This is a genomic window from Nocardia sp. NBC_00403 (genome assembly GCF_036046055.1).
Taxonomy (GTDB): domain Bacteria; phylum Actinomycetota; class Actinomycetes; order Mycobacteriales; family Mycobacteriaceae; genus Nocardia.
This window is the reverse complement of record NZ_CP107939.1, coordinates 828,360-846,079: the sequence shown is the minus strand read 5'-3', so window position 1 is coordinate 846,079 and position 17,720 is coordinate 828,360. Positions and strand designations below refer to the sequence as shown.

At 65.6% G+C, this 17,720-nt stretch carries 22 protein-coding genes; 12 read left to right on the top strand and 10 right to left on the bottom strand.

All coding sequences use genetic code 11. The features are described from left to right. Window positions 1–8: 8 nt before the first annotated feature. The gene (locus OHQ90_RS03740; RefSeq protein ID WP_328407341.1) at window positions 9–671 is read right to left on the bottom strand and encodes an SRPBCC family protein; all 663 of its coding nucleotides are present in this window, start codon (window positions 669–671) and stop codon (window positions 9–11) included. After that, window positions 668–2,359, bottom strand: coding sequence for a thiamine pyrophosphate-binding protein (locus tag OHQ90_RS03735; RefSeq protein ID WP_328407339.1), 1,692 nt, complete (start codon window positions 2,357–2,359; stop codon window positions 668–670). Before OHQ90_RS03735 ends, OHQ90_RS03740 begins: the two co-directional genes overlap by 4 nt. A 198-nt stretch (window positions 2,360–2,557) precedes the next feature. Between OHQ90_RS03735 and OHQ90_RS03730 the strand changes: the two genes are divergently transcribed. The 3 genes from OHQ90_RS03730 to OHQ90_RS03720 all read left to right on the top strand — a co-directional run bounded on the left by OHQ90_RS03730 (window position 2,558) and on the right by OHQ90_RS03720 (window position 4,951). Beyond that, window positions 2,558–3,076 carry an EXLDI protein gene (locus OHQ90_RS03730; RefSeq protein ID WP_328407337.1) on the top strand — a complete coding sequence of 173 codons (519 nt, stop codon included), beginning with the start codon at window positions 2,558–2,560 and terminating at the stop codon, window positions 3,074–3,076. Window positions 3,077–3,206: 130 nt separating this feature from the next. After that, window positions 3,207–4,184: an ATP-binding cassette domain-containing protein gene (locus OHQ90_RS03725; protein ID WP_328407335.1), complete on the top strand. Its 978-nt coding sequence runs from the start codon at window positions 3,207–3,209 to the stop codon at window positions 4,182–4,184. Next, window positions 4,181–4,951 carry an ABC transporter permease gene (locus OHQ90_RS03720; RefSeq protein WP_328407333.1) on the top strand — a complete coding sequence of 257 codons (771 nt, stop codon included), beginning with the start codon at window positions 4,181–4,183 and terminating at the stop codon, window positions 4,949–4,951. Before OHQ90_RS03725 ends, OHQ90_RS03720 begins: the two co-directional genes overlap by 4 nt. Window positions 4,952–5,018: 67 nt before the next feature. Here OHQ90_RS03720 and OHQ90_RS03715 read toward each other — a convergent pair whose 3' ends face one another. The 3 genes from OHQ90_RS03715 to OHQ90_RS03705 form a co-directional block, all read right to left on the bottom strand. After that, a complete protein-coding gene (locus OHQ90_RS03715) occupies window positions 5,019–5,735 on the bottom strand; it encodes an anti-sigma factor family protein (RefSeq protein WP_328407331.1) in 717 nt (238 codons plus the stop codon). Then, the gene (locus OHQ90_RS03710) at window positions 5,732–6,241 is read right to left on the bottom strand and encodes a sigma-70 family RNA polymerase sigma factor (protein ID WP_328407329.1); all 510 of its coding nucleotides are present in this window, start codon (window positions 6,239–6,241) and stop codon (window positions 5,732–5,734) included. Before OHQ90_RS03710 ends, OHQ90_RS03715 begins: the two co-directional genes overlap by 4 nt. Window positions 6,242–6,303: 62 nt before the next feature. Then, on the bottom strand, window positions 6,304–6,948 hold the full coding sequence (locus OHQ90_RS03705) for a YqgE/AlgH family protein (RefSeq protein WP_412001456.1): 645 nt from the start codon (window positions 6,946–6,948) through the stop codon (window positions 6,304–6,306). 141 nt (window positions 6,949–7,089) lie between these two features. Between OHQ90_RS03705 and OHQ90_RS03700 the strand changes: the two genes are divergently transcribed. Continuing rightward, window positions 7,090–7,851 carry a lysophospholipid acyltransferase family protein gene (locus OHQ90_RS03700; protein WP_328407327.1) on the top strand — a complete coding sequence of 254 codons (762 nt, stop codon included), beginning with the start codon at window positions 7,090–7,092 and terminating at the stop codon, window positions 7,849–7,851. On the opposite strand, the gene OHQ90_RS03695 is transcribed toward OHQ90_RS03700, so the two are convergent. Continuing rightward, window positions 7,845–8,156: a GNAT family N-acetyltransferase gene (locus OHQ90_RS03695; protein ID WP_328407325.1), complete on the bottom strand. Its 312-nt coding sequence runs from the start codon at window positions 8,154–8,156 to the stop codon at window positions 7,845–7,847. The genes OHQ90_RS03700 and OHQ90_RS03695 overlap by 7 nt on opposite strands. 158 nt (window positions 8,157–8,314) lie before the next feature. Here OHQ90_RS03695 and OHQ90_RS03690 point away from each other — a divergent pair, with 158 nt between their 5' ends. Together OHQ90_RS03690 and OHQ90_RS03685 are read left to right on the top strand one after the other, a co-directional pair. Then, window positions 8,315–9,904: an alpha/beta hydrolase gene (locus OHQ90_RS03690; RefSeq protein ID WP_328407324.1), complete on the top strand. Its 1,590-nt coding sequence runs from the start codon at window positions 8,315–8,317 to the stop codon at window positions 9,902–9,904. A gap of 37 nt (window positions 9,905–9,941) precedes the next feature. Then, entirely contained in the window at window positions 9,942–11,063 is a 1,122-nt protein-coding gene (locus OHQ90_RS03685) for a glycerate kinase (RefSeq protein WP_328407321.1), read from the top strand. Here the strand turns inward: OHQ90_RS03685 and OHQ90_RS03680 are convergent. Then, complete coding sequence (locus OHQ90_RS03680; protein ID WP_328407319.1) at window positions 10,945–11,271, bottom strand: SRPBCC domain-containing protein; 327 nt, start codon at window positions 11,269–11,271, stop codon at window positions 10,945–10,947. The genes OHQ90_RS03685 and OHQ90_RS03680 overlap by 119 nt on opposite strands. Before the next feature lie 101 nt (window positions 11,272–11,372). On the opposite strand from OHQ90_RS03680, the gene OHQ90_RS03675 reads away from it, so the two are divergent. From OHQ90_RS03675 to OHQ90_RS03665, 3 genes are read left to right on the top strand one after another with little or no spacing between them, the layout of a single operon-like run. Then, window positions 11,373–12,302, top strand: a complete 930-nt coding sequence (locus OHQ90_RS03675; protein ID WP_328407317.1) for an ABC transporter ATP-binding protein — start codon at window positions 11,373–11,375, stop codon at window positions 12,300–12,302. Continuing rightward, the gene (locus tag OHQ90_RS03670; protein WP_328407315.1) at window positions 12,299–13,150 is read left to right on the top strand and encodes an ABC transporter permease; all 852 of its coding nucleotides are present in this window, start codon (window positions 12,299–12,301) and stop codon (window positions 13,148–13,150) included. The genes OHQ90_RS03675 and OHQ90_RS03670 overlap by 4 nt, the downstream gene beginning before the upstream one ends. After that, window positions 13,140–13,379: a helix-turn-helix transcriptional regulator gene (locus OHQ90_RS03665; RefSeq protein WP_328407314.1), complete on the top strand. Its 240-nt coding sequence runs from the start codon at window positions 13,140–13,142 to the stop codon at window positions 13,377–13,379. The genes OHQ90_RS03670 and OHQ90_RS03665 overlap by 11 nt, the downstream gene beginning before the upstream one ends. A 21-nt stretch (window positions 13,380–13,400) precedes the next feature. On the opposite strand, the gene OHQ90_RS03660 is transcribed toward OHQ90_RS03665, so the two are convergent. Further along, on the bottom strand, window positions 13,401–14,291 hold the full coding sequence (locus OHQ90_RS03660; protein WP_328407312.1) for an NAD(P)-dependent oxidoreductase: 891 nt from the start codon (window positions 14,289–14,291) through the stop codon (window positions 13,401–13,403). A gap of 143 nt (window positions 14,292–14,434) precedes the next feature. On the opposite strand from OHQ90_RS03660, the gene OHQ90_RS03655 reads away from it, so the two are divergent. Together OHQ90_RS03655 and OHQ90_RS03650 are read left to right on the top strand one after the other, a co-directional pair. After that, window positions 14,435–14,788, top strand: a complete 354-nt coding sequence (locus tag OHQ90_RS03655; protein WP_442941305.1) for a winged helix-turn-helix transcriptional regulator — start codon at window positions 14,435–14,437, stop codon at window positions 14,786–14,788. Between the two features lie 65 nt (window positions 14,789–14,853). Further along, complete coding sequence (locus OHQ90_RS03650) at window positions 14,854–15,351, top strand: hypothetical protein (protein ID WP_328407308.1); 498 nt, start codon at window positions 14,854–14,856, stop codon at window positions 15,349–15,351. Window positions 15,352–15,395: 44 nt separating this feature from the next. Here the strand turns inward: OHQ90_RS03650 and ppnP are convergent, their stop codons facing one another. Both ppnP and OHQ90_RS03640 read right to left on the bottom strand, forming a co-directional pair. Continuing rightward, on the bottom strand, window positions 15,396–15,677 hold the full coding sequence (ppnP, locus tag OHQ90_RS03645) for a pyrimidine/purine nucleoside phosphorylase (RefSeq protein ID WP_328407306.1): 282 nt from the start codon (window positions 15,675–15,677) through the stop codon (window positions 15,396–15,398). A 27-nt stretch (window positions 15,678–15,704) separates the two neighbouring features. Next, the gene (locus OHQ90_RS03640) at window positions 15,705–16,976 is read right to left on the bottom strand and encodes a glycosyltransferase 87 family protein (RefSeq protein ID WP_328407304.1); all 1,272 of its coding nucleotides are present in this window, start codon (window positions 16,974–16,976) and stop codon (window positions 15,705–15,707) included. Window positions 16,977–17,273: 297 nt separating this feature from the next. Here OHQ90_RS03640 and OHQ90_RS03635 point away from each other — a divergent pair, with 297 nt between their 5' ends. Continuing rightward, the gene (locus tag OHQ90_RS03635) at window positions 17,274–17,720 is read left to right on the top strand and encodes a nitroreductase/quinone reductase family protein (RefSeq protein ID WP_328407302.1); all 447 of its coding nucleotides are present in this window, start codon (window positions 17,274–17,276) and stop codon (window positions 17,718–17,720) included.

The window sequence follows — 17,720 nt, the reverse complement described above, 5'->3', positions numbered from 1 at the left end:
CGACATGCTCACTTCATCCAGTCGGGCTTGATCGGCAGGCCGTTGGCCGCGCGATATTCACAGATCGCCTTGAGGTTGTCCATTTCCAGCTGATGCCCCGCGGAGAACATCTCCCAGAAATCGCCGACCCACACCGGGCGCTTGGCAGGCGCGGTTTCGGGATAGGGATTTTCGTCGTAGAAGGGGTGCTTACAGTTGACCCACAGGACAACCGAACCCGGCTTGTTGAACACCACCTGCGCGTCGATCACCCGAAGCAGATAGACCATCCACAGGTGCCGGCCCTGGTCCCAGGCGCAGTGGTAGTCCACGGTCATGCCGTCCTGATGCGCAACGGTGCGGGTGAAGATCTTGGTGGCGTCCCCGAGGCGGTCGTAGGCCAGCCACAGGCCCGGTTCCTCGGTCTCGACGAACCCGCGCAGGCTGTAGGTCCACTCTTCCAATGACCTGGTGTCGGCGAGGTACTCGAACACCTCTTGCGGCGGCGCCGCGATATACGCCTGCACCGGGCAGTACTCACCGAAGATCTGATCGTGCGGATAGACCGACCGCAGCATATCCATGATGATCGGCGTGGTCGCGTCCTTGTCGGAGTTCTCGATTCGCAGCACACCGGGGATGACTTCCTCCGGGATATCACTGAGTGCGGGCAGGGCTCGGGTGGTGGTCAAGGTGTGCTCCTAGAGGCTTCCAAGGTGGACAAGAACGGAATAAAGGGCGGAACTTCGTCGGGGTCGCAGTCGATCGAAATGAACGACGGCCCATCGGTTTCGGTGCACGGTCCCAGTGCGGCGGCCAGTTCTCGCGGTGTCCGCACCGAGTAGGCGGGCAGGTCGGGGAACATGGCGGCGATGCCTGCTCCGATATGGGTCGGCTGGAATCGGTTGAAGCTGTATCGATCCCGGTAGTAGAGCTGCTCCCGGGTGACGCACATGGCGTGTGCGTTGTTGTTGAGGACGATGAAGGTGACCGGCAATGCGTGCTCGACCGCGGTGTGCAGTTCCATGCCGTGCATGAAGAACGCGCCATCGCCTGCGATGACCACCGTTCGCCTCGGTCCGCCCGGCCCGCGATGGCGGGCGAAGGCCGAGCCGATGCCCGCGCCGAAGGCATAACCCATGCCGCCCATGCCGAGGGCGACGACGAACCGGCCGCCGCGCGGCACCCGCAGGTGGTGCACTACCGCGGCACCGGTGTTGCCTGCGTCGGCGAAGACGTCGGTGCCTTCCGGCAGTGCCGCATCGATCGTCTCGACGAGCTCCCGGTAGCGCAGTCCTGGTCCGCTCGCCTGGGGAACCTGTAGTGGTGTCGGCGGGTTCGTGGCGGTGCGTGCCCCGTCGGCGGTCGCCGCGACGGCGGCGAAGACGTCGGCGAGTTCCGCCAGCGTGATGGCCAGGTTGGTGCTGGTGGCATGGGTCGCGGGCAAGTGTGGCGCGCTGACGCCGATGCTCGCCACGGGGCAGTCTCGGAGCAGCTCGTCCAATCCGGTGCGCGTGGTGATCGGCATCGGAGTGCCGATCAGCAGGCACAGCGCCGCCGAGCGGATCGCCGCGGTGAGTTCCGGATGTCCCATGCTGCCGGCGACACCGCAGTACCCGGCATCGGTGTTGTCGTAGACATCCTTGGCATCCGGTGCGACGCCGACGGCCGCATCCAATGTGGTTGCCAGCCAGGCCAGTTCGCCGCGGGCATCGTCGCGCGCCACCTGATCGCCCGCGATGATCACGATCTTCCCGGTCCGCCGCGCCGTGGTGAGCGCGGTGCGCACCTCGGCGATGCCGTGCTCGTCGTCGCGTAGTCCTTCTGGTTCCCACCGGAACGACGGGATGCCGTCCATGCTCGACTGCTGCACGTCTTTGGGCAGCAGGAGGACGGCGGGCCCGCCGCGCCGGGCGGCGCCGACCGCTCTTGCGAGCTGCTCAGGTAGGTCGCCGCTCGTATGCACGCGTGCGCAGTACTGGCTGATCTCGCTGAACATCCGGACCGCATCGATGGTGCCCGCATGCCCACTGGTGTCCTGGAATGCGCCGTGCCCTTCCAGTACGGTCGGCGGCTGGCCGACCAGCGCCAGTACCGGAACCCGCGAAGCGAACGATTCGGCAAGCCCCGCAACGAGATTCATCGCGCCACCACCGGACGTCGCGCAGACGACGCCGAGCCCGCTGGTCGAGCGGGCGTAGCCGTCGGCCATTGTCACCGCGGAGAATTCGTGCTTGGCGACCACGCCGGTGACGTCGTACGGCGCATCGAAGATGGCGTCGTACAGGTCTTCGATGTTCGCGCCGTCGACTCCGAAGATGTGCCGTACTCCAAGGGTCGAAACCGCTTGTACCAGATAATCCACTACCCTGCCGGGCATTCGACACTCCTTCTCGCGGCGACCGGGAATGTGCAGCACACACGGGCGATCACGCATCGCGTACACCTGGAATACGAGCCGGGTCGTCCCGCGGTTCAACGCATCGCGCAAGATGTAGATCGGCGTGGTCGCACAGGGGGAATCGCGGGAGGGCACGCGGGTATTGCGTGTACGTATACATCTACGTATAGTCGAGTCATGCCCAACAAGACGATCTATGTTTCCGATGACGATCTGGCGCTCTTTCAGCGAGCGCAGGAGCTGGTCGGGGGCAATCTTTCGGGGGCGGTGACCACGGCGCTGCGCCGGTTCATCGAGCTGGAAGAGGGCAGGCTGGAGGGCTACGACGAGGTAGTGCTCCGGGTCGGCCACAACGGCGTGCGTCAGGTCCGATTCTCCGGCGCGCTGTTGGGCGAATGGCGCGATGTCAACGAGCAGCGCATCGAGCACGTCCAGGTCTACCGCAGCAGAAAGGGCAAGTTCGTCATGCATGCCCAGTATTCGAACTGGGACGAGTATCCGGAGAGCAGCAAGAACTGGCTCAAGGATCTGACGAACTGGCGCCGCATGCTCGGTGTCGGCGATCAGGATTGGGGCGATTTCATCCTGGAGATCGTCGACACGCTCGGCGAGCTGAAGGGGAAGATCCCGGACAAGCTGTATGAGCGGGTGGCGGGCATCGTGGATCGTCCACCAGTCGAGGAGCTCGATATCTAGCCGAATCTCCCTCGGGGACAACGAAATACAACTCACTCGATAGGCATTTCGCCGCACCGGATCCCCGGGAGCGGTGCGGGTGAATCATGCTCACATACGCATTGATTCATGAATTCGGAAAGGTAAGGCCATGACGAATGGTCACCGCGCCCTCGCCATTTCGGCGCTGGGTCTGCGCAAATCGTTCGGCGAGCATGTGGTGCTCGACGGGATCGACATCACGGTTCCGCAGGGGACGGTCTACTCGATGCTCGGTCCCAACGGGGCGGGCAAGACCACCACGGTGCAGATCCTGACTACGCTCATTCGCGCCGATGCCGGTGAGATCCGGGTCGACGGCCACGATCTGACGGCTGAAATCGACGCGGTCCGTGGCGTGATCGGTGTCACCGGGCAATTCTCGGCGGTCGACGAGCTGTTGACCGGCCGGGAGAACCTGATCCTGATGGGCGATCTGCACCATCTGCCGCGTCGGGACAGCAAGCGCCTCGCCTCGGACCTGCTCGAGCGCTTCGACCTCGTCGAGGCCGCGGACAAGACCGCGGCCACTTACTCCGGCGGCATGACCCGGCGACTCGACCTGGCGATGACCCTGGTCGGCGACCCGCGCATCATCTTCCTCGACGAGCCGACCACCGGCCTCGACCCGCGCAGCAGGCGGGCGATGTGGGACATCATCCGCAGCCTGGTCAACGACTACAACGTCACTGTCTTCCTCACCACCCAGTACCTGGATGAAGCCGATCAGCTCGCCGACCGGATCGCGGTCCTCGACCACGGCAAGATCGTTGCCGAAGGCACTGCGGCGGAACTGAAGCGACTGGTCCCCGGCGGTCACATCCGACTGGAGTTCGCCGACCGGTCCGGACGCGACACCGCCGCTCGGGTACTCGGTCCCACCGCGCGTGTTGTCGAGGGTGCCGGGGACGACGACCTCGCGCTGTTGATTCCCAGCGACGGCGGCGTCAAGTCGCTGCGCGCTGTGCTCGACCGGCTCGACCTCGAACAGATCGACGTCGAGGGCCTTTCGGTGCACACCCCGAACCTCGATGACGTTTTCCTCACCCTCACCGGTCAGCCCACCGCGGAAAAGGAGACTGCGCGATGACCACAATGTCGCTTGCGCTGACGGACTCGGTAACCATGTTGCGGCGCAACCTACTTCATGCCAGGCGCTACCCGAGCCTGACATTCGGCGTCATCATCATGCCGATTGTCCTGTTGTCGGTCTTCAATTTCGTGTTCGGTGGCGCACTGGAGAAGTCCTCCGGCGGCAACTACATCGACTACCTTGCCCCGGGCATGCTGTTGATGATTCCGGCGTATATAACGGCATCGGTGGCGGTGTCCATCGCCACCGACACCACCAAGGGCATCGTCAACAGGTTCCGCGTCATGGCGATCGCACCGTCTTCGTTCCTGACCGGGCATGTGATCGGCGCGTTGATCCAGGCCATGCTCGGCGTCGTGGCCATGGTCGGGTTCGCAGTGCTCATCGGGTTCCGGCCGTCGGCGAATGCCGTCGAATGGATCGCTGCGTTCGTGCTGCTCGCCCTCTTGACCTTCGCGCTGATCTGGCTCTCGGTGGGGATGGGCCTGGTCGCGTCGAGTCCGGAGAGCGCGAGCAATATGCCCTTCCCGCTGATCATGCTGCCGTTCCTCGGCAGCGGCCTGGTCGCCACCGACACCATGCCGGTCGGCATGCGCCAGTTCGCCGAGTATCAGCCGTTCACGCCGATCACCGAGACCGTGCGCGGCCTGCTCATGGGCACCGAGATAGGCAACAACGGCATTATCTCGGTCGCCTGGTGCATCGGTCTCGCGCTGGTCGGCTACCTCTGGTCGTCCTCGGTCTTCCGCAAGCAGACCCGCTGAATTCGACTGCGCCACTTCCGCGACAACAGCTCCGATCCCCCGCCGCCCGCGGGGGATCGGTGCGTTGTCAGACCGTTCCGACGAGCACCCGCTCGCCGGTGGCGACGGACCTGATCTCCACGCTGCGGATCTGGTCGGGTGCGCTGTCGACGGTTCTGTCGATGGTGAGCTGGGTGCCGGGTCCGGCGGGCCACTGATCGAGCTCGGTCTGTTTGCCGTCGGCGCCGAAGACGAACAAGGCGAACTTCCAGTTGTACTTCTGGTCGCTCGCGCCGTAGCTGCACGTCATGATGATGCGGGTCTTGCCTTCGGCCGCAACGAGTTTGAAGCTCGCCGAGATCGGCGTCGGCTGCAACGGTTGCATGCTGCGCTCCGCGAAGACCTGTTCGGTGGTCGTCGGGTTGTTGTCCGAAGAGGCGACGGTGTAGACCACCGGGACCGCGATGGCCACTGCCGCGGCGGCCGCGGCCACCGCAGCGCCGATGGAGACCCACCTGTCGCGGCTGCGACGCCGTTCTGCCGCGTCCGCGAGCCGGGGCAGCAACTCGGGCACCGGCGGATTCGACTCCGGCGCAGCGGTCTCCGGTGCGGCGATCATTGCGAGCGCGGTCTCGGTGTCGACGAGGGCGAGCATTCCCGGTACACCGGCAAGGTCGGCTACGGAGGCTTGGCAGGCCGGGCAGCGGGCGAGATGCTCCTCGTATTCCCTGCGTTCGGTCCGGGTCAGGGAGCCGAGCACATATGGCGCATCCCACGTGGTGTAGTCATGTGCGGTATCCGTCATTGGTTCGTCACCCCCATCTCCTGTAGTGCCAGCCGTAGTGCCCGCATGCCGTAATGCATCCGGGACTTCACCGTTCCAGCGGGAATGTCGAGCTCCGCCGCGATCTGGTGGGTGGACAGCCCTCGATAGTAGGCACGCACGATCACCTCGCGATGATCGGCGCTGAGCCTGGCCAACGCATCCGCGACCAGCCACCCGTCCAAGGCCCGATCGGACTGGTCCGGCGCGGCCTGCTCCGGCGGGCTGTCGGTGCGGAACTCGCGGCGATTGCGAGCGCTGCGATGCTCATCCACGGCGAGATTCCTCGCCACGGTGAACAGCCACGCGCGTGCCGACATTGTCGACTGATCCAGCACGTTCGGTCGTTGCCATGCCCGCAACAACGTTTCCTGCACGATGTCCTCGGCCCGGCCTGGGTCTCGAACCAGACCGAGCGTGTATCTCCATAGTGCCGACGCGTGCTCCTGATAAAGCACCCGCAGCAGTTCGGCCTGGTCGTCGGGCATTTGTCACCTCCCGCTCAACCCACGACACAGGCCGGGTTTTTGGTTCAACGCGAGGGCACATGTCAATTGCGCTCTAGTTCGATCGGGTGTGTGGCCAGCAGTGAAAGGGGCAACGGCTGGCGGCGCAGCACGTGGGCCCACAGGTCGGGGCGGCCGGTGCTGATCGGGTCCGAGGGCAGTGCCGAAAGCACGATCCAGTCCTCGTTCTGCAGTTCGCCCTCCAGTTGCCCGAAGGTCCAGCCCGCGTAGCCTGCGAAAATTCGGAGGCCCTCGATCAGCGGGCCGATCTGCTCGGGGTCCGCGTCGAGATCGACGAGCACCACCCGACCGTCGATCCGGCGCAGCCCACGTACCCCGTCGATCGAGGCGCCCACTCGGACCGTGCCGAGGCACAGCGCCGCGTCCCGCTTGACCGGGCCGCCGATGAACAGGGTGCGCGGCGCCGCCGCGGCGTCGGTCCATTTGGGGAGCACGTCGTGCACCGCGGTGTCGCTCGGGCGGTTGAGCACGACGCCCAAGCTGCCCGCCTCGTTGTGTTCGATGATGTAGACGACAGTGCGCCGGAAGGTCGGTTCGACGAGCTCGGTGGCCGAGACCAGCAGAGTGCCCGCACGAACGACCTGCTCGCCGTGCCGGGCGTCGCGCCGCTTTCGGTCGCCGTGCCCGCCGCGAGTCTGCCTCTCATCCGGGTCATCTGCGCGTGCCACCCAGCCATCATCGCACTGGCGCGGACCATTCGTCGGTCAAGCGGGGTGCCCGATTCGGGGAACACCCGGGCGCCTTGCCTTCGCTCGGCCCGACGCAACTGTCGGCAGACTCCGTCCAGCAGTGGCATTAGAGTCGGCGACATGGATAGACCCGAGGTTCTCCTCGACAATGCGGATGCTGTGTACGACTTCTATCGCGATCACAAACAGAACCGCCTCAAAGCATGGGGCGCCTACGCACTACTCGGGCGTCGATACCATCCCCGGGTCGCCTACGCCGATGGTGCGCGTGAGCTGCTGCACGACCTGATCGCCCAGGGGCGGCCGTTGCTCGTCGCGATCAACCATCTCTCGGAATCCGATCCGTATACCGTCGCCGCCGGAGCATGGCGCAGCGAACTGCGCCGGGTGATCGGTCGGGTCCGGGTATTGGCCAAGGACGAGCTCTTCCTCGATCCCGACCAGCGCCGCAAGGTCGACATGATGGGCGGGATCCCGGTGTTCCGCGGCAAGGACCACGGCCTGCGGGCGGTGAACGCGGCGGGTCAGCGCATGATAGATATCTGCGCCGAGCGGATGGCGGCCGGTGACGGCATCGCCGTCTTTCCCGAAGGCACCTGCAATGAGGTCGACCAGACCCAGGTGCAGGCTGTCGGCAGCGGGATCGGGCACATCGCCTTCCGCGCAATGAAGCTCGGGGCCGAGCCCGCACTGGTCAGTATGGGTCTGAGCTACGGAACGCGACCGGATCCCACCATTGCGGTCACCAAGGAGGAGGCCAAGTCGGCCAGCGTCTACTTCGGGGTGCCGATCACCGAGCTGCCCGCCCGTCCAGCGGAGATCGCCCGGCTGGCGCACACAGATCTACAGCGGGCGCTCGACGGCGCCGTTGCCGCCTACTGAGGCAATCCGAGTCGCTCACGCGCCCAGTGCGGCACCATCACCAGAAACTCGGGCCGGCTTTCGATGAAGTGATGCACCATCGGGCACATCGGCAAGGCACCGAAGCCCTCTTCATGGGTGTTGCGCAGCGCGGCCTCGACCAGCACGCGGCCGTAGCCCTGGCCCTCGTGCCGCGGATAGATCTCGGTGTGCACGAACGCGCGTTCGGAAGCGGTGTCCTGGTATTCGGCGTAACCGGCGATGGCGCCGTCGACATAAATCTCGTAGCGCTCCAGTGCCGTGTTGTTACGGACCTCAGTCGACATGGCTCGACGCTACTCTGATGCGCCCGAATCACCATGTTTCGCACCACTCGCGTGGTGAAATCTCGCCCTCGACTTGTCTGCCGGGCCCGGACTGGCAGAATGCTCTTGGTCGCACCGGACGCTCCGCCAGGAGCGGCGGCTCGGCGGAGGTACGAAAGATGATGAGGACACTGCGTATTTCGCGAGTGGCGGCCGCACTGGTCGTGGCGAGCCTGCTCGGCGGATCGATCGCGACAGGACTTGCCGACGCCGCGCCCGCCGCAGCCTTCGGGGCCTGCCCGGATGGGTCGGTCATGCCGGAGCGCGGTGTGCAATGCGCCGTCGTCTCGGTGCCGATGAACTACGCGGACCCGGACGGGCCGCAGATCGAACTGACCGTCAGCCGGATCGCGGCGACACAGCAGCGCCACGGCGTCATCATGGCCAACCCCGGTGGGCCCGGCGCGGACACGCTCGACTACTGGGCGCGGCGGCTCGATACGATGCCCGCCGAGCTCAACGCCCACTACGACCGCGTCGCCGTGCAGCCGCGCGGCCTGCGCTGGGCCACCCCGCTCCGCTGCTCCGCCGACTCGAATGCCGCTGAGGGCGAGCAGGTTTCGCTCGGCGGCGGGAGTCGCGACGCCATCAAGAAAGCCTGCGACGCCGCACTGCCCGGCTACCTGGACACCATCACCACCGAGAGCACGGCCCGCGACCTGGACGCGGTGCGCGCGGCGCTCGGAGTGGAACGAATCAGCTACCTCGGCATTTCCTACGGCACCTATCTCGGCGCGGTCTACGCCTCGCTGTTTCCCGCGCACGTCGATCGGATGGTGTTGGACTCCAACGTCAATCCCGACTGGGTGTGGACCGAGGAATTCGCCCAGCAACAGGTTGCCGGCAAGCAGCGCCTCGACGACCTGTTCGCCTGGATTGCCGAGCACAACGGCCGGTACCGCCTCGGCGACACCGCATTCCAGGTCTATCAGAACTGGGTGCGACTGGTCGCCGACCAGGGCGGTGGCTGGTACGCAAACCTGACCCCGCCGCCCGCGAGCGTCTCCGATCTGCCGGGCACGCTGCCCGAGCCGATCGCCGAGATCGCCCGCGACGGCTTCAACGGCAGCATGGAGCAGGCGGGCAAGGTGCAGAATCTGTTGCGCACCTTGATTTCCGGCGGCGCTTCCGCGCAGGTGCCGCTGGTCGGCGCGACCGCGGTCGCCACCTACACCCGCACCTTCTGGCCCGTCTTCGCGAAGGCGATGGCCGAGGCGAACGCCGATCCGGCCAACGTGGCGCAGTTGCGCGCGATCGAGGGCGCGACCAGCACCGATCCCACCGGCCGCTTCGTCTTCGCCGCCATTACCTGCAACGAGAACGCCGTGCCCGGCAGGCCCGAACTGCTCGGCGCCGCGGTCGGCACCATCGCCTCCGGCGGCAATGCCATGGATGCCCGCGCCGATATGGTCCGTTCCGGAATGACCTGCGGATCCTGGCGACCGGTGACCAAGCCGGTGCCGATCGCGGGCCGGGACCTGGGCACCCCGCCGCTGCTGCTGCAGAGCAGGCACGACGCATTGACGAAATACGAGGGCGGACCGGCGATGGCCCGTGCACTCGACGGATCGCTGATCACCGTCGAAGGCGGCGATCACGGCACCTTCGGGCGCGGCAACTCCGTTCTCGACGAGGCCGTCATGACCTACTTGCGCACCGGTCAGGTCACCATCAGCAATGCCGATCAGGCCCCCCTGCCGACCAGTTGACGTGCGAGCGCCCGGTGCGCGCGGCGACAATGTGGAGATGACCCCCGCGCTCCGAGTGCTGATCGCCCCGGACAAGTTCAAGGGATCGCTGACCGCACCCGAGGTGGCGGCGGCGCTGGCCGCGGGCATCACCCGCGCCGCGCCGGAGGCGCAGATCCAACAGGTCCCGGTCGCCGACGGCGGCGACGGCACCGTCGACGCCTTCGTCGCGGCGGGCTGGGAACGCATCGTGGTGCCCGCACCGGGCCCGACGGGGGAACCGTCGACCGCGCCCTACGCGGTGCGCGGTGCGACCGCGGTGATCGAATTGGCCGCAGCCGTCGGATTGGTGAAACTACCTGGCGGACAGCTCGATCCACTCGGCGCGAGCACCGACGGGCTCGGCATCGTCATCGCGGACGCGCTGGACCGAGGTGTCACGAATATCGTGCTCGGTCTCGGCGGCAGCGCGTCGACCGACGGCGGAGCAGGCATGCTGCGGGCGCTCGGGGCCAGGGTGCTCGACCGTGGCGGCCACGAATTGCCCACCGGCGGAGCCGCTTTGGCCCACGCGGCACGGCTGGACCGATCCGGATTGCATCCTCGCATCGCCGCCACCGAATTCACCGTGGCCTGCGATGTCGACAATCCGCTGCTCGGCCCGACCGGCGCAGTCGCGGTGTATGCGCCGCAGAAGGGTGCAACAGTCGACGACCTTTTGATTCTCGAAGCGGCACTGGCCAATTGGGCAACCATCGTCGGCGCCGAGTGCGCCGACCACCCCGGCGCGGGCGCGGCGGGCGGAACCGGATTCGGCGCACTCGCCGTGCTCGGCGCTCAGGTCCGCAGCGGCATCGAGGTCATCCTCGAGCTGCTCGATTTCCCGAGCCGCCTCGACGGCGCGACCCTCGTCGTCACCGGTGAAGGCGCCCTCGATGCCCAGAGCCTGCACGGCAAGGCCCCGATCGGCGTCTGCGCGGCGGCGCGCAAAGCCGGTGTCCCCACGGTCGCCGCGGTCGGTCGCACGCTGCTTACCCCGACCGAGATCCGCGCGGGCGGCTTCACGGCCTGTTATTCCCTGGCCGACCTGGAACCGGACAGCGCGCGGTCGATGGCCGAGGCGGCACCGCTGCTCGAGCGAGTCGGTGCCCAGATCGCCGTTGACCATCTGGAGAACTGATCAACGGGCTGCGCCATACCCAGGTGTAGGACAGCTTCCGGTCCGGATCTGATTCCAGGACAACCTGTTCGGGGTCTTTGCTGGTCCAGTCTTGCTGCTTCCAGGCCATCTCCGAGCCCGGTCGCCAATCGGTTTCGAAGCTCGCGCCCCAGTAGCGGTCGGCGAAGGCCGGGTCGGTCAAGGCCTGCCACAGCTTCTCGGTAGCCATTCGGTTGCATATCCAGCGGTGCTCGGCCCGCAAGAGCATTGTCGCGGCGCTATGTAGTAGGTATGCTACAAAGCATCTAGTTCTCATTATGGGGAGAAAGCATGACAGTGGGTGACGGCGTCGTGCTCGACGTCGAAAAACTGCGAATGCGGTATGGCACGAAAGATGTCCTGCACGAGGTGAGTTTCCGGGCGCGGCACGGCGAAGTTCTGGTGCTGCTCGGACCCAACGGCGCAGGTAAGACCACCACCATCGAAATACTGGAAGGCTTCCGTATGCGCTCGGCAGGGCGCGTCGAGGTGCTCGGCGTAGACCCGGTGCACGGCAACGAAGCCTGGCGGGCACGCATCGGCGTGGTGCTGCAATCGTGGCGTGATCACGGGAAGTGGCGGGTCCGTGAACTGCTCGCACATCTGGGCTCCTACTACGCGCCCTACAGCACCGACCGTATCCGACGCCCCTGGGACGCAGACGAACTCGTCGCGGCGGTCGGGCTGACCGAACAGGCGAACAGCAAAGTGATGACCCTGTCCGGCGGCCAACGACGCAGGCTGGACGTGGCGATCGGCATTGTCGGCCGCCCCGAGTTGCTTTTCCTGGACGAGCCGACCGCGGGATTCGATCCCGAGGCGCGGCGCGAGTTCCACGACCTGGTGCACCGCCTCGCCGACGATCACCAGACCACCATCCTGCTCACCACCCACGATCTGGACGAGGCCGAAAAACTCGCCGATCGAATCCTGATCCTCGCGGGCGGGCGCATCATCGCCGACGGCTCTGCCGACGAACTCTCGCGCCGCATCGCAGGCGAAGCCGAGATCCGCTGGACCAGGGACGGGCAGCGTTTCGTCCACACCACCACCGAATCGACCAAGTTCGTCTACGAGCTGTTCAAGCAGCACGGCGAGGAGATCGATGAGCTGGAGGTCCGGCGAGCCTCACTCGAGGACACGTATATGACGTTGGTGCAGCAATTCGAATCCGGCCGGGCCGGGGATGAGGTCCACCAATTGGCAGAGGTGACGCGATGAATCCGATGAACACCGCGGTCCGCGCGGGAGTGACGCGCGGCCTTACCGAACTGCGCCAGGCGCTCACCAGCGGTCCGGACCTGTTCAGCCTGCTGTTCTGGCCAGTGGTGATGATCGTTGTGCTGTTCTTCATGCGTAATGGAACCCTGGAGGCAGGTGGGGTTGCGCTGGGCGCTTTCGCGCTGCCGAGCATCCTCGGCATGCTGGTCGCGGTGAACGGGATCTTCGGCATGGCACAGCTGCTCGCGCTGGAACGTGAAGACGGAACTCTGCTGCGCGCCAAGGCAATCCCGAACGGCATGGTCGGCTATCTCATCGGCAAGATCGTCACGGTGACCGGCTGGGTGCTCATCCCGTTCGTCATCGTGCTGATCCCGGGGCTGTTCCTGGCCGACGGACTGGCGATGAACACCGCCGGCGCCTGGCTGACCCTGGCCTGGGTGCTCGCACTCGGGATGCTCGCGACACTGCCACTGGGCGCCATCATCGGATCGGCATTCAACAGCCCCCGCGCCATCGGCTTCGTCTCGATGCCGATCATGGGGCTGACCGCGATTTCCGGCATCTTCTACCCCATCACGTCGATGCCCGGCTGGGTGCAAGGCATCGCGCAGTTCTTCCCGGTCTATTGGCTCGGCTTGGGCATGCGCTCGGCCATGCTCCCCGCCGACGCGGTCGCCATCGAACTCCAGCAATCCTGGCGTCACCTGGAAACCATTGGCATGCTGGTGATTTGGGCGATCTTCGGCTTGGCCGTCGCGCCGATTGTCTTGCGGCGGATGGCCCGCGGCGAGTCCGGTTCCAGGGTCGCCGCCCGCCGGGAGAAGGCTATGGCGCGTGCCTACTGAAGTCATCTACAACCGGATCGCCATGTTGCGCGCCGAGCGCGGCATCTCCCGCAGGGAGCTTGCCGAGGCGCTCGGCGTGCACTACCAGACGATCGGTTATCTCGAGCGCGGCGAATACAGCCCGAGCCTGCATCTGGCGCTGCGCATCGCCGCGTACTTCGAAGTGGCGGTGGAGGTCGTCTTCTCCACCGCCCCCTTCCCGCGCCTCGGCTCTGCGGCCTCCGCCTGAGCGAGCCGCACCGGTCCTGCCCTACGCCTCGGCTGCCTGCGTGCCGCGGATGAGCTCGTAGGTGGACACCGGCTTGCCCGCCTGCTCGCTGGCGGCAACGGCCTTGCGCCAGTAGGCCTGTGCGGTATGCGAGAACGTCGCGTCGACACCGACTTCCTCGCTGGCATCGATGATGTGCTGCGCGCCGGCATCCATCATCTTCAGGCTCGCCAGATCGGCCCAGCCACCCGCTTTATTGGCGGCGGAGAATTCGGTCATGAAGTAGGGGAACGCCTCGCTGGACCGGATGGCGAACGGTACGAACTGGTCGATGTCGTGGCCGGAGCGCTCGATCACGGCTGTTGCCTGGTCGAAGGCGAGCAGCCACGGATGGAAAATGATCAGCAGCGCCTGGTAGAAGATCTGGGCCAGACCATCGTCTGCGCCGAGGTACTCCTGTGGGCTCAGCGGACGCAACAGTTCGGCGTGCGCCTCGAAGACTTCCCGTGGACCGCTGTAGAAGATGTAGGAGGCGGGGTGCACGATGTTGTCACCCGCCGACATCACACCACCCGAAATGAACTGTGCGCCATGCGAACGCACCCAGGTTGCGCCTGCCCGTGCTTTCTCCGGTGAGTCCGACGACAGATTGGCGATGACCTTGCCCGCCAGGTGGTCGGTGGCCGGACCGAGCACGTCGTACATGGCGGCGTAGTGGGTGAGGCTGAGCACGGTCACCTCGTTGGCGTCGAGCGCCTCGGCAACGGTGGCGGCGCGCTTGGCGCCGAGTGCGACCATTGCGTCGACCTTGGCGGTGCTCCGATTCCACACCGTCACCTCGACGCCCGCCGCCAGGAAGGCCCGCACCATCGCCTGCCCCATCGGCCCGAGGCCGACGACGGACACGGAGCGAATGCTTGTCTGCTCGGACATTATGTGCCTCTTCTGTTCTCGATCGGTTGCTGTCGGCGCCGTGATCAATAGTCGTTGCCGCAGGTAGAGTCGGGAAGACCGAACGTTCAGGTGGGGTTGCTTACCTAAAGGTTCGAAATAAGGTCAGAAGGAGCGCGGTGGACATGGGTAGTGATACGGATCACGATGACGTGTGTGGCATGTCCATGGCGATCGACGTGGTCGGCGGCAAGTGGAAGCTGCATCTGATGTGGGTCCTCGGCGCGGGCCCGCAGCGTTTCGGCCAGATCCGCCGCCTACTGGAAGGCGTCAGCGAAAAGGTCCTCGCCGAGAACCTCCGGCAACTCGAGTCCAGCGGCATCGTCCATCGCGAAGTCTTCCCCGAAATCCCCCCACGCGTGGAGTACTCCCTCACTCCGCTCGGCGAGGAACTCAATGTCGCGCTACGCCCGCTGGAGGCCTGGGGGGACAAGAACCGTCACGAGCTGCGCGAAAACCTCTTGGCCTCTGTCGGCTGACGCGGCGTCATGCGAGGGCAAAGGTTCGCTTTGCGATCAGCTGATGGTTGATTTCTAGGCCGAACATGGGCCACTCAGAATGCACGGGACTCCCCGACGAGCACGCCCGTTGGATGCGCTATCAGCACGCCTTGACGACGGTCCCGGATACCGGCGAACCCGCGCTGGTGACAGCCGTTCTCGATGACTCGGACCAGGTAATGGCGCAGTCCGCAGTGGTCGGGCACATCGACCGGCGGGCAATAGCGCTGCTTGACGAACCCGGGTACCCGGCTTGGGCACAGGCAATGACCGACGCCGTTGAGGAGTATCCGTTCATCGTGCAGCGAATCCACGAGTGGTCGCTGTTGCGGGCCATCACGCTTTCCGAGCCGTGGCAGCCCGACGCGCTTATCAGTTCCTCGGACTGGTTGCAGCGCAAAGTGTCCAGGAGCATGACATCCCCGCAGGCCCTGACGATCCTCGCCGGCGCCGGACGAACCCGACGAGTCCGCAACACCGCCGAACGCAACCTCGACATCAACCCCGATGACCTACAAACCGGCCCTGTCCACAGAAATTGACAATGTCTCCAGGTATGCGATCTGCCGGAAGCGACGGCCTGGCGTCAGCGGTACTCGCACAGGTAGGCGGTCTCGACCTCGACCCTGACCTGGAACTTGCTATCGCCCGGCACGGTGAATTGTGTTCCCGCCGCGAAGGTTTCCCACGCATCGCTGCCGGGCAGCTGGACGGTGAGTGCGCCGGAGACCACCTGCATGATCTCGAGCTGGGAGGTGCCGAACTCGTACTCGCCGACGGCCATGACGCCGACGGTCGCCGGTCCCTGCTGCGTCGTGAAGGCGATCGACGTGACGTTGCCGTCGAAGTACTCGTTGACCTTGAACAATGCGGCTCCTCGAACTCGGGTGAGCGGTCAGGATACCTGGGGTGATTTTCGTATCCGACGCTTCAGGGGGCCTAGTGGTCGTGGCGTTGCGAGGGTGCGGGGCAGGCGGGCGAGCAGGATGATCGCGCCGCCGAGCACGGCGAAGTAGGCGATGACGTAGGCATTCATCAGGATTTGTGCGACCGGCCATGACGGCGGAAGCATGAATACCCCGATCGTCACGAAGTCTGCGCTCCAGTGGTAGGCCCAGGCGCCGATCGATAGAAACAGGGCTGTCGCGGCGATCCACCACCGTGGTTGCGACAGCGCCTTGTGGAGCAGGTAGACGAACAAGGGCACGAACCACACCCAGTGGTGGCCCCAGGAGAACGGCGATATCGCGCAGGCGGTGAGCCCGGCGAGCGTCACCGCGAGTAGGCGTTCGCCGTGTTCGTGCAGGCCCGCGGTGACGGCCAGGCTCACGCCCGCAACGATGCCCGCGATGAGTAGCCACAGCCACACCGGCGCGGGCTGGCCGGTGAGGTGTGCGATGACACCGCGAAGGGATTGATTGGCCGGGTTATTGTCCACGGCAATCCGATTGGACTGGAAGAACGTCGAAGTCCAGTACTGCTCGGAATCGGCGGGCAGGACGATCCAGGTGAGCCCGATGGACGCCGCGAAAACCACCGACGCGGTGGCAGCACAGCGCCATTGCCGGAGCACGATGAACTGCGCGACAAAGTAGAGCGGGACCAGCTTGATTCCCGCGGCCAGCCCGACAGCGACGCCACGCAACCCGGCGCGATCGGCGCGGGAGAAATCCCACAGCACCAACAGCATCAGCACCAGGTTGATCTGCCCGTAGTACAGGGTGGTGCGGACGGGCTCGATGAAGACACAGGTGAGTGCAAGGAGGGCACTGACGCCTGCGAGTCGGGCGTCGAGCCGATAGCCGAGTATCCGCCACGCCATCAGGACGTTCGCGAACAGCACGCCGAGGTTCACCACCAGCCACGTGTTCGTGACGTAGGCCCACGGCACCAAGTAGACGGGGATGAATGCGATGGTCGAGAACGGCGTATAGGTGTACAGGAGCCCGAACATGGTCGGCTCGTCATAGAGCGGCAGCCGGTGCAGGATTCGCCAGGCGCCGTCTCGGTAGACGTGCACGTCGAGCCCGCCTGCCAGAATCCCCGCCCGCTCGAGCCATGGATCGACGGTGGCGAAAACCAGGATCACCGCCAACAGTGCGCTGCCGGCGAGTACGAAAAGCGCTGGGCCCTTTCGCGGAAACTCCAGCGGCCGCGAGTTCAGCACCGGCGAACTACGAAATAACCAGCGCCGCCCAGGGATCCAGAGTCTGTTCGATGGTGGTCTGCCGGCAGTGGTCACGCCTCATCATCGACTGATCCAACCCTTCGATCCCGCATTCATAGCTGCACAACATTTCCCGACGCTCAGCGTACTGAAGGACCGCGCCCAGCCCATGCCTCGACGGCCTTGGTTGTGAGCCATGCCACTTCAATCTTTTTGAGAGCGGTGCTCTTGTTTTTCTGCCGGTTCGGTGGCACACTTCTTCTCAACGGAGAGCAGTGCTCACAATCAGGAGTCGTCATGAACGCCAGCACCCGCTACATCGGCCCGACCGGCATCGATCCGATCATGAACAAGGTCTTCAACTGGCTGCCTCGGCTCGGGATCAGCGTGCTGGGATCGCGGCTGCTCGCGGTGCGCGGGCGCAAGAGTGGTGAATGGCGAACCACGATGGTGAACCTGTTGACGGATGTGGATGGCACGCGATACCTGGTCGCGCCGCGTGGACACACCCAGTGGGTGCGCAACCTGCGCGTGTCGGGCGACGGGGAGCTGCGGCTGGGCCGGAAGGTCGAGAAATTCACCGCCGTCGAGGTGGCGGACGAGAACAAGGTCCCGCTGCTGCGGCTCTACCTGCAGCGCTGGGGCTGGGAAGTCGGCAAGTTCTTCGAGGGTGTCACCAAGGGCGCCACCGACGCCGAACTCGCCGCCATCGCCCCCGGCTTCCCGGTCTTCCGGCTCTCCTGA

What these genes read in the sequence shown, in the direction of transcription:
- OHQ90_RS03660 (WP_328407312.1), bottom strand. Translation starts at nt 14,291, where the DNA reads ATGTCCGAGCAGACAAGCATTCGCTCCGTGTCCGTCGTCGGCCTCGGG.
- OHQ90_RS03700 (WP_328407327.1), top strand. Translation starts at nt 7,090, where the DNA reads ATGGATAGACCCGAGGTTCTCCTCGACAATGCGGATGCTGTGTACGAC.
- OHQ90_RS03655 (WP_442941305.1), top strand. Translation starts at nt 14,435, where the DNA reads ATGGGTAGTGATACGGATCACGATGACGTGTGTGGCATGTCCATGGCG.
- OHQ90_RS03675 (WP_328407317.1), top strand. Translation starts at nt 11,373, where the DNA reads ATGACAGTGGGTGACGGCGTCGTGCTCGACGTCGAAAAACTGCGAATG.
- OHQ90_RS03725 (WP_328407335.1), top strand. Translation starts at nt 3,207, where the DNA reads ATGACGAATGGTCACCGCGCCCTCGCCATTTCGGCGCTGGGTCTGCGC.
- OHQ90_RS03670 (WP_328407315.1), top strand. Translation starts at nt 12,299, where the DNA reads ATGAATCCGATGAACACCGCGGTCCGCGCGGGAGTGACGCGCGGCCTT.
- OHQ90_RS03730 (WP_328407337.1), top strand. Translation starts at nt 2,558, where the DNA reads ATGCCCAACAAGACGATCTATGTTTCCGATGACGATCTGGCGCTCTTT.
- OHQ90_RS03715 (WP_328407331.1), bottom strand. Translation starts at nt 5,735, where the DNA reads ATGACGGATACCGCACATGACTACACCACGTGGGATGCGCCATATGTG.
- OHQ90_RS03695 (WP_328407325.1), bottom strand. Translation starts at nt 8,156, where the DNA reads ATGTCGACTGAGGTCCGTAACAACACGGCACTGGAGCGCTACGAGATT.
- OHQ90_RS03720 (WP_328407333.1), top strand. Translation starts at nt 4,181, where the DNA reads ATGACCACAATGTCGCTTGCGCTGACGGACTCGGTAACCATGTTGCGG.
- OHQ90_RS03635 (WP_328407302.1), top strand. Translation starts at nt 17,274, where the DNA reads ATGAACGCCAGCACCCGCTACATCGGCCCGACCGGCATCGATCCGATC.
- OHQ90_RS03650 (WP_328407308.1), top strand. Translation starts at nt 14,854, where the DNA reads ATGGGCCACTCAGAATGCACGGGACTCCCCGACGAGCACGCCCGTTGG.
- OHQ90_RS03690 (WP_328407324.1), top strand. Translation starts at nt 8,315, where the DNA reads ATGATGAGGACACTGCGTATTTCGCGAGTGGCGGCCGCACTGGTCGTG.
- OHQ90_RS03735 (WP_328407339.1), bottom strand. Translation starts at nt 2,359, where the DNA reads ATGCCCGGCAGGGTAGTGGATTATCTGGTACAAGCGGTTTCGACCCTT.
- OHQ90_RS03685 (WP_328407321.1), top strand. Translation starts at nt 9,942, where the DNA reads ATGACCCCCGCGCTCCGAGTGCTGATCGCCCCGGACAAGTTCAAGGGA.
- OHQ90_RS03680 (WP_328407319.1), bottom strand. Translation starts at nt 11,271, where the DNA reads ATGGCTACCGAGAAGCTGTGGCAGGCCTTGACCGACCCGGCCTTCGCC.
- OHQ90_RS03710 (WP_328407329.1), bottom strand. Translation starts at nt 6,241, where the DNA reads ATGCCCGACGACCAGGCCGAACTGCTGCGGGTGCTTTATCAGGAGCAC.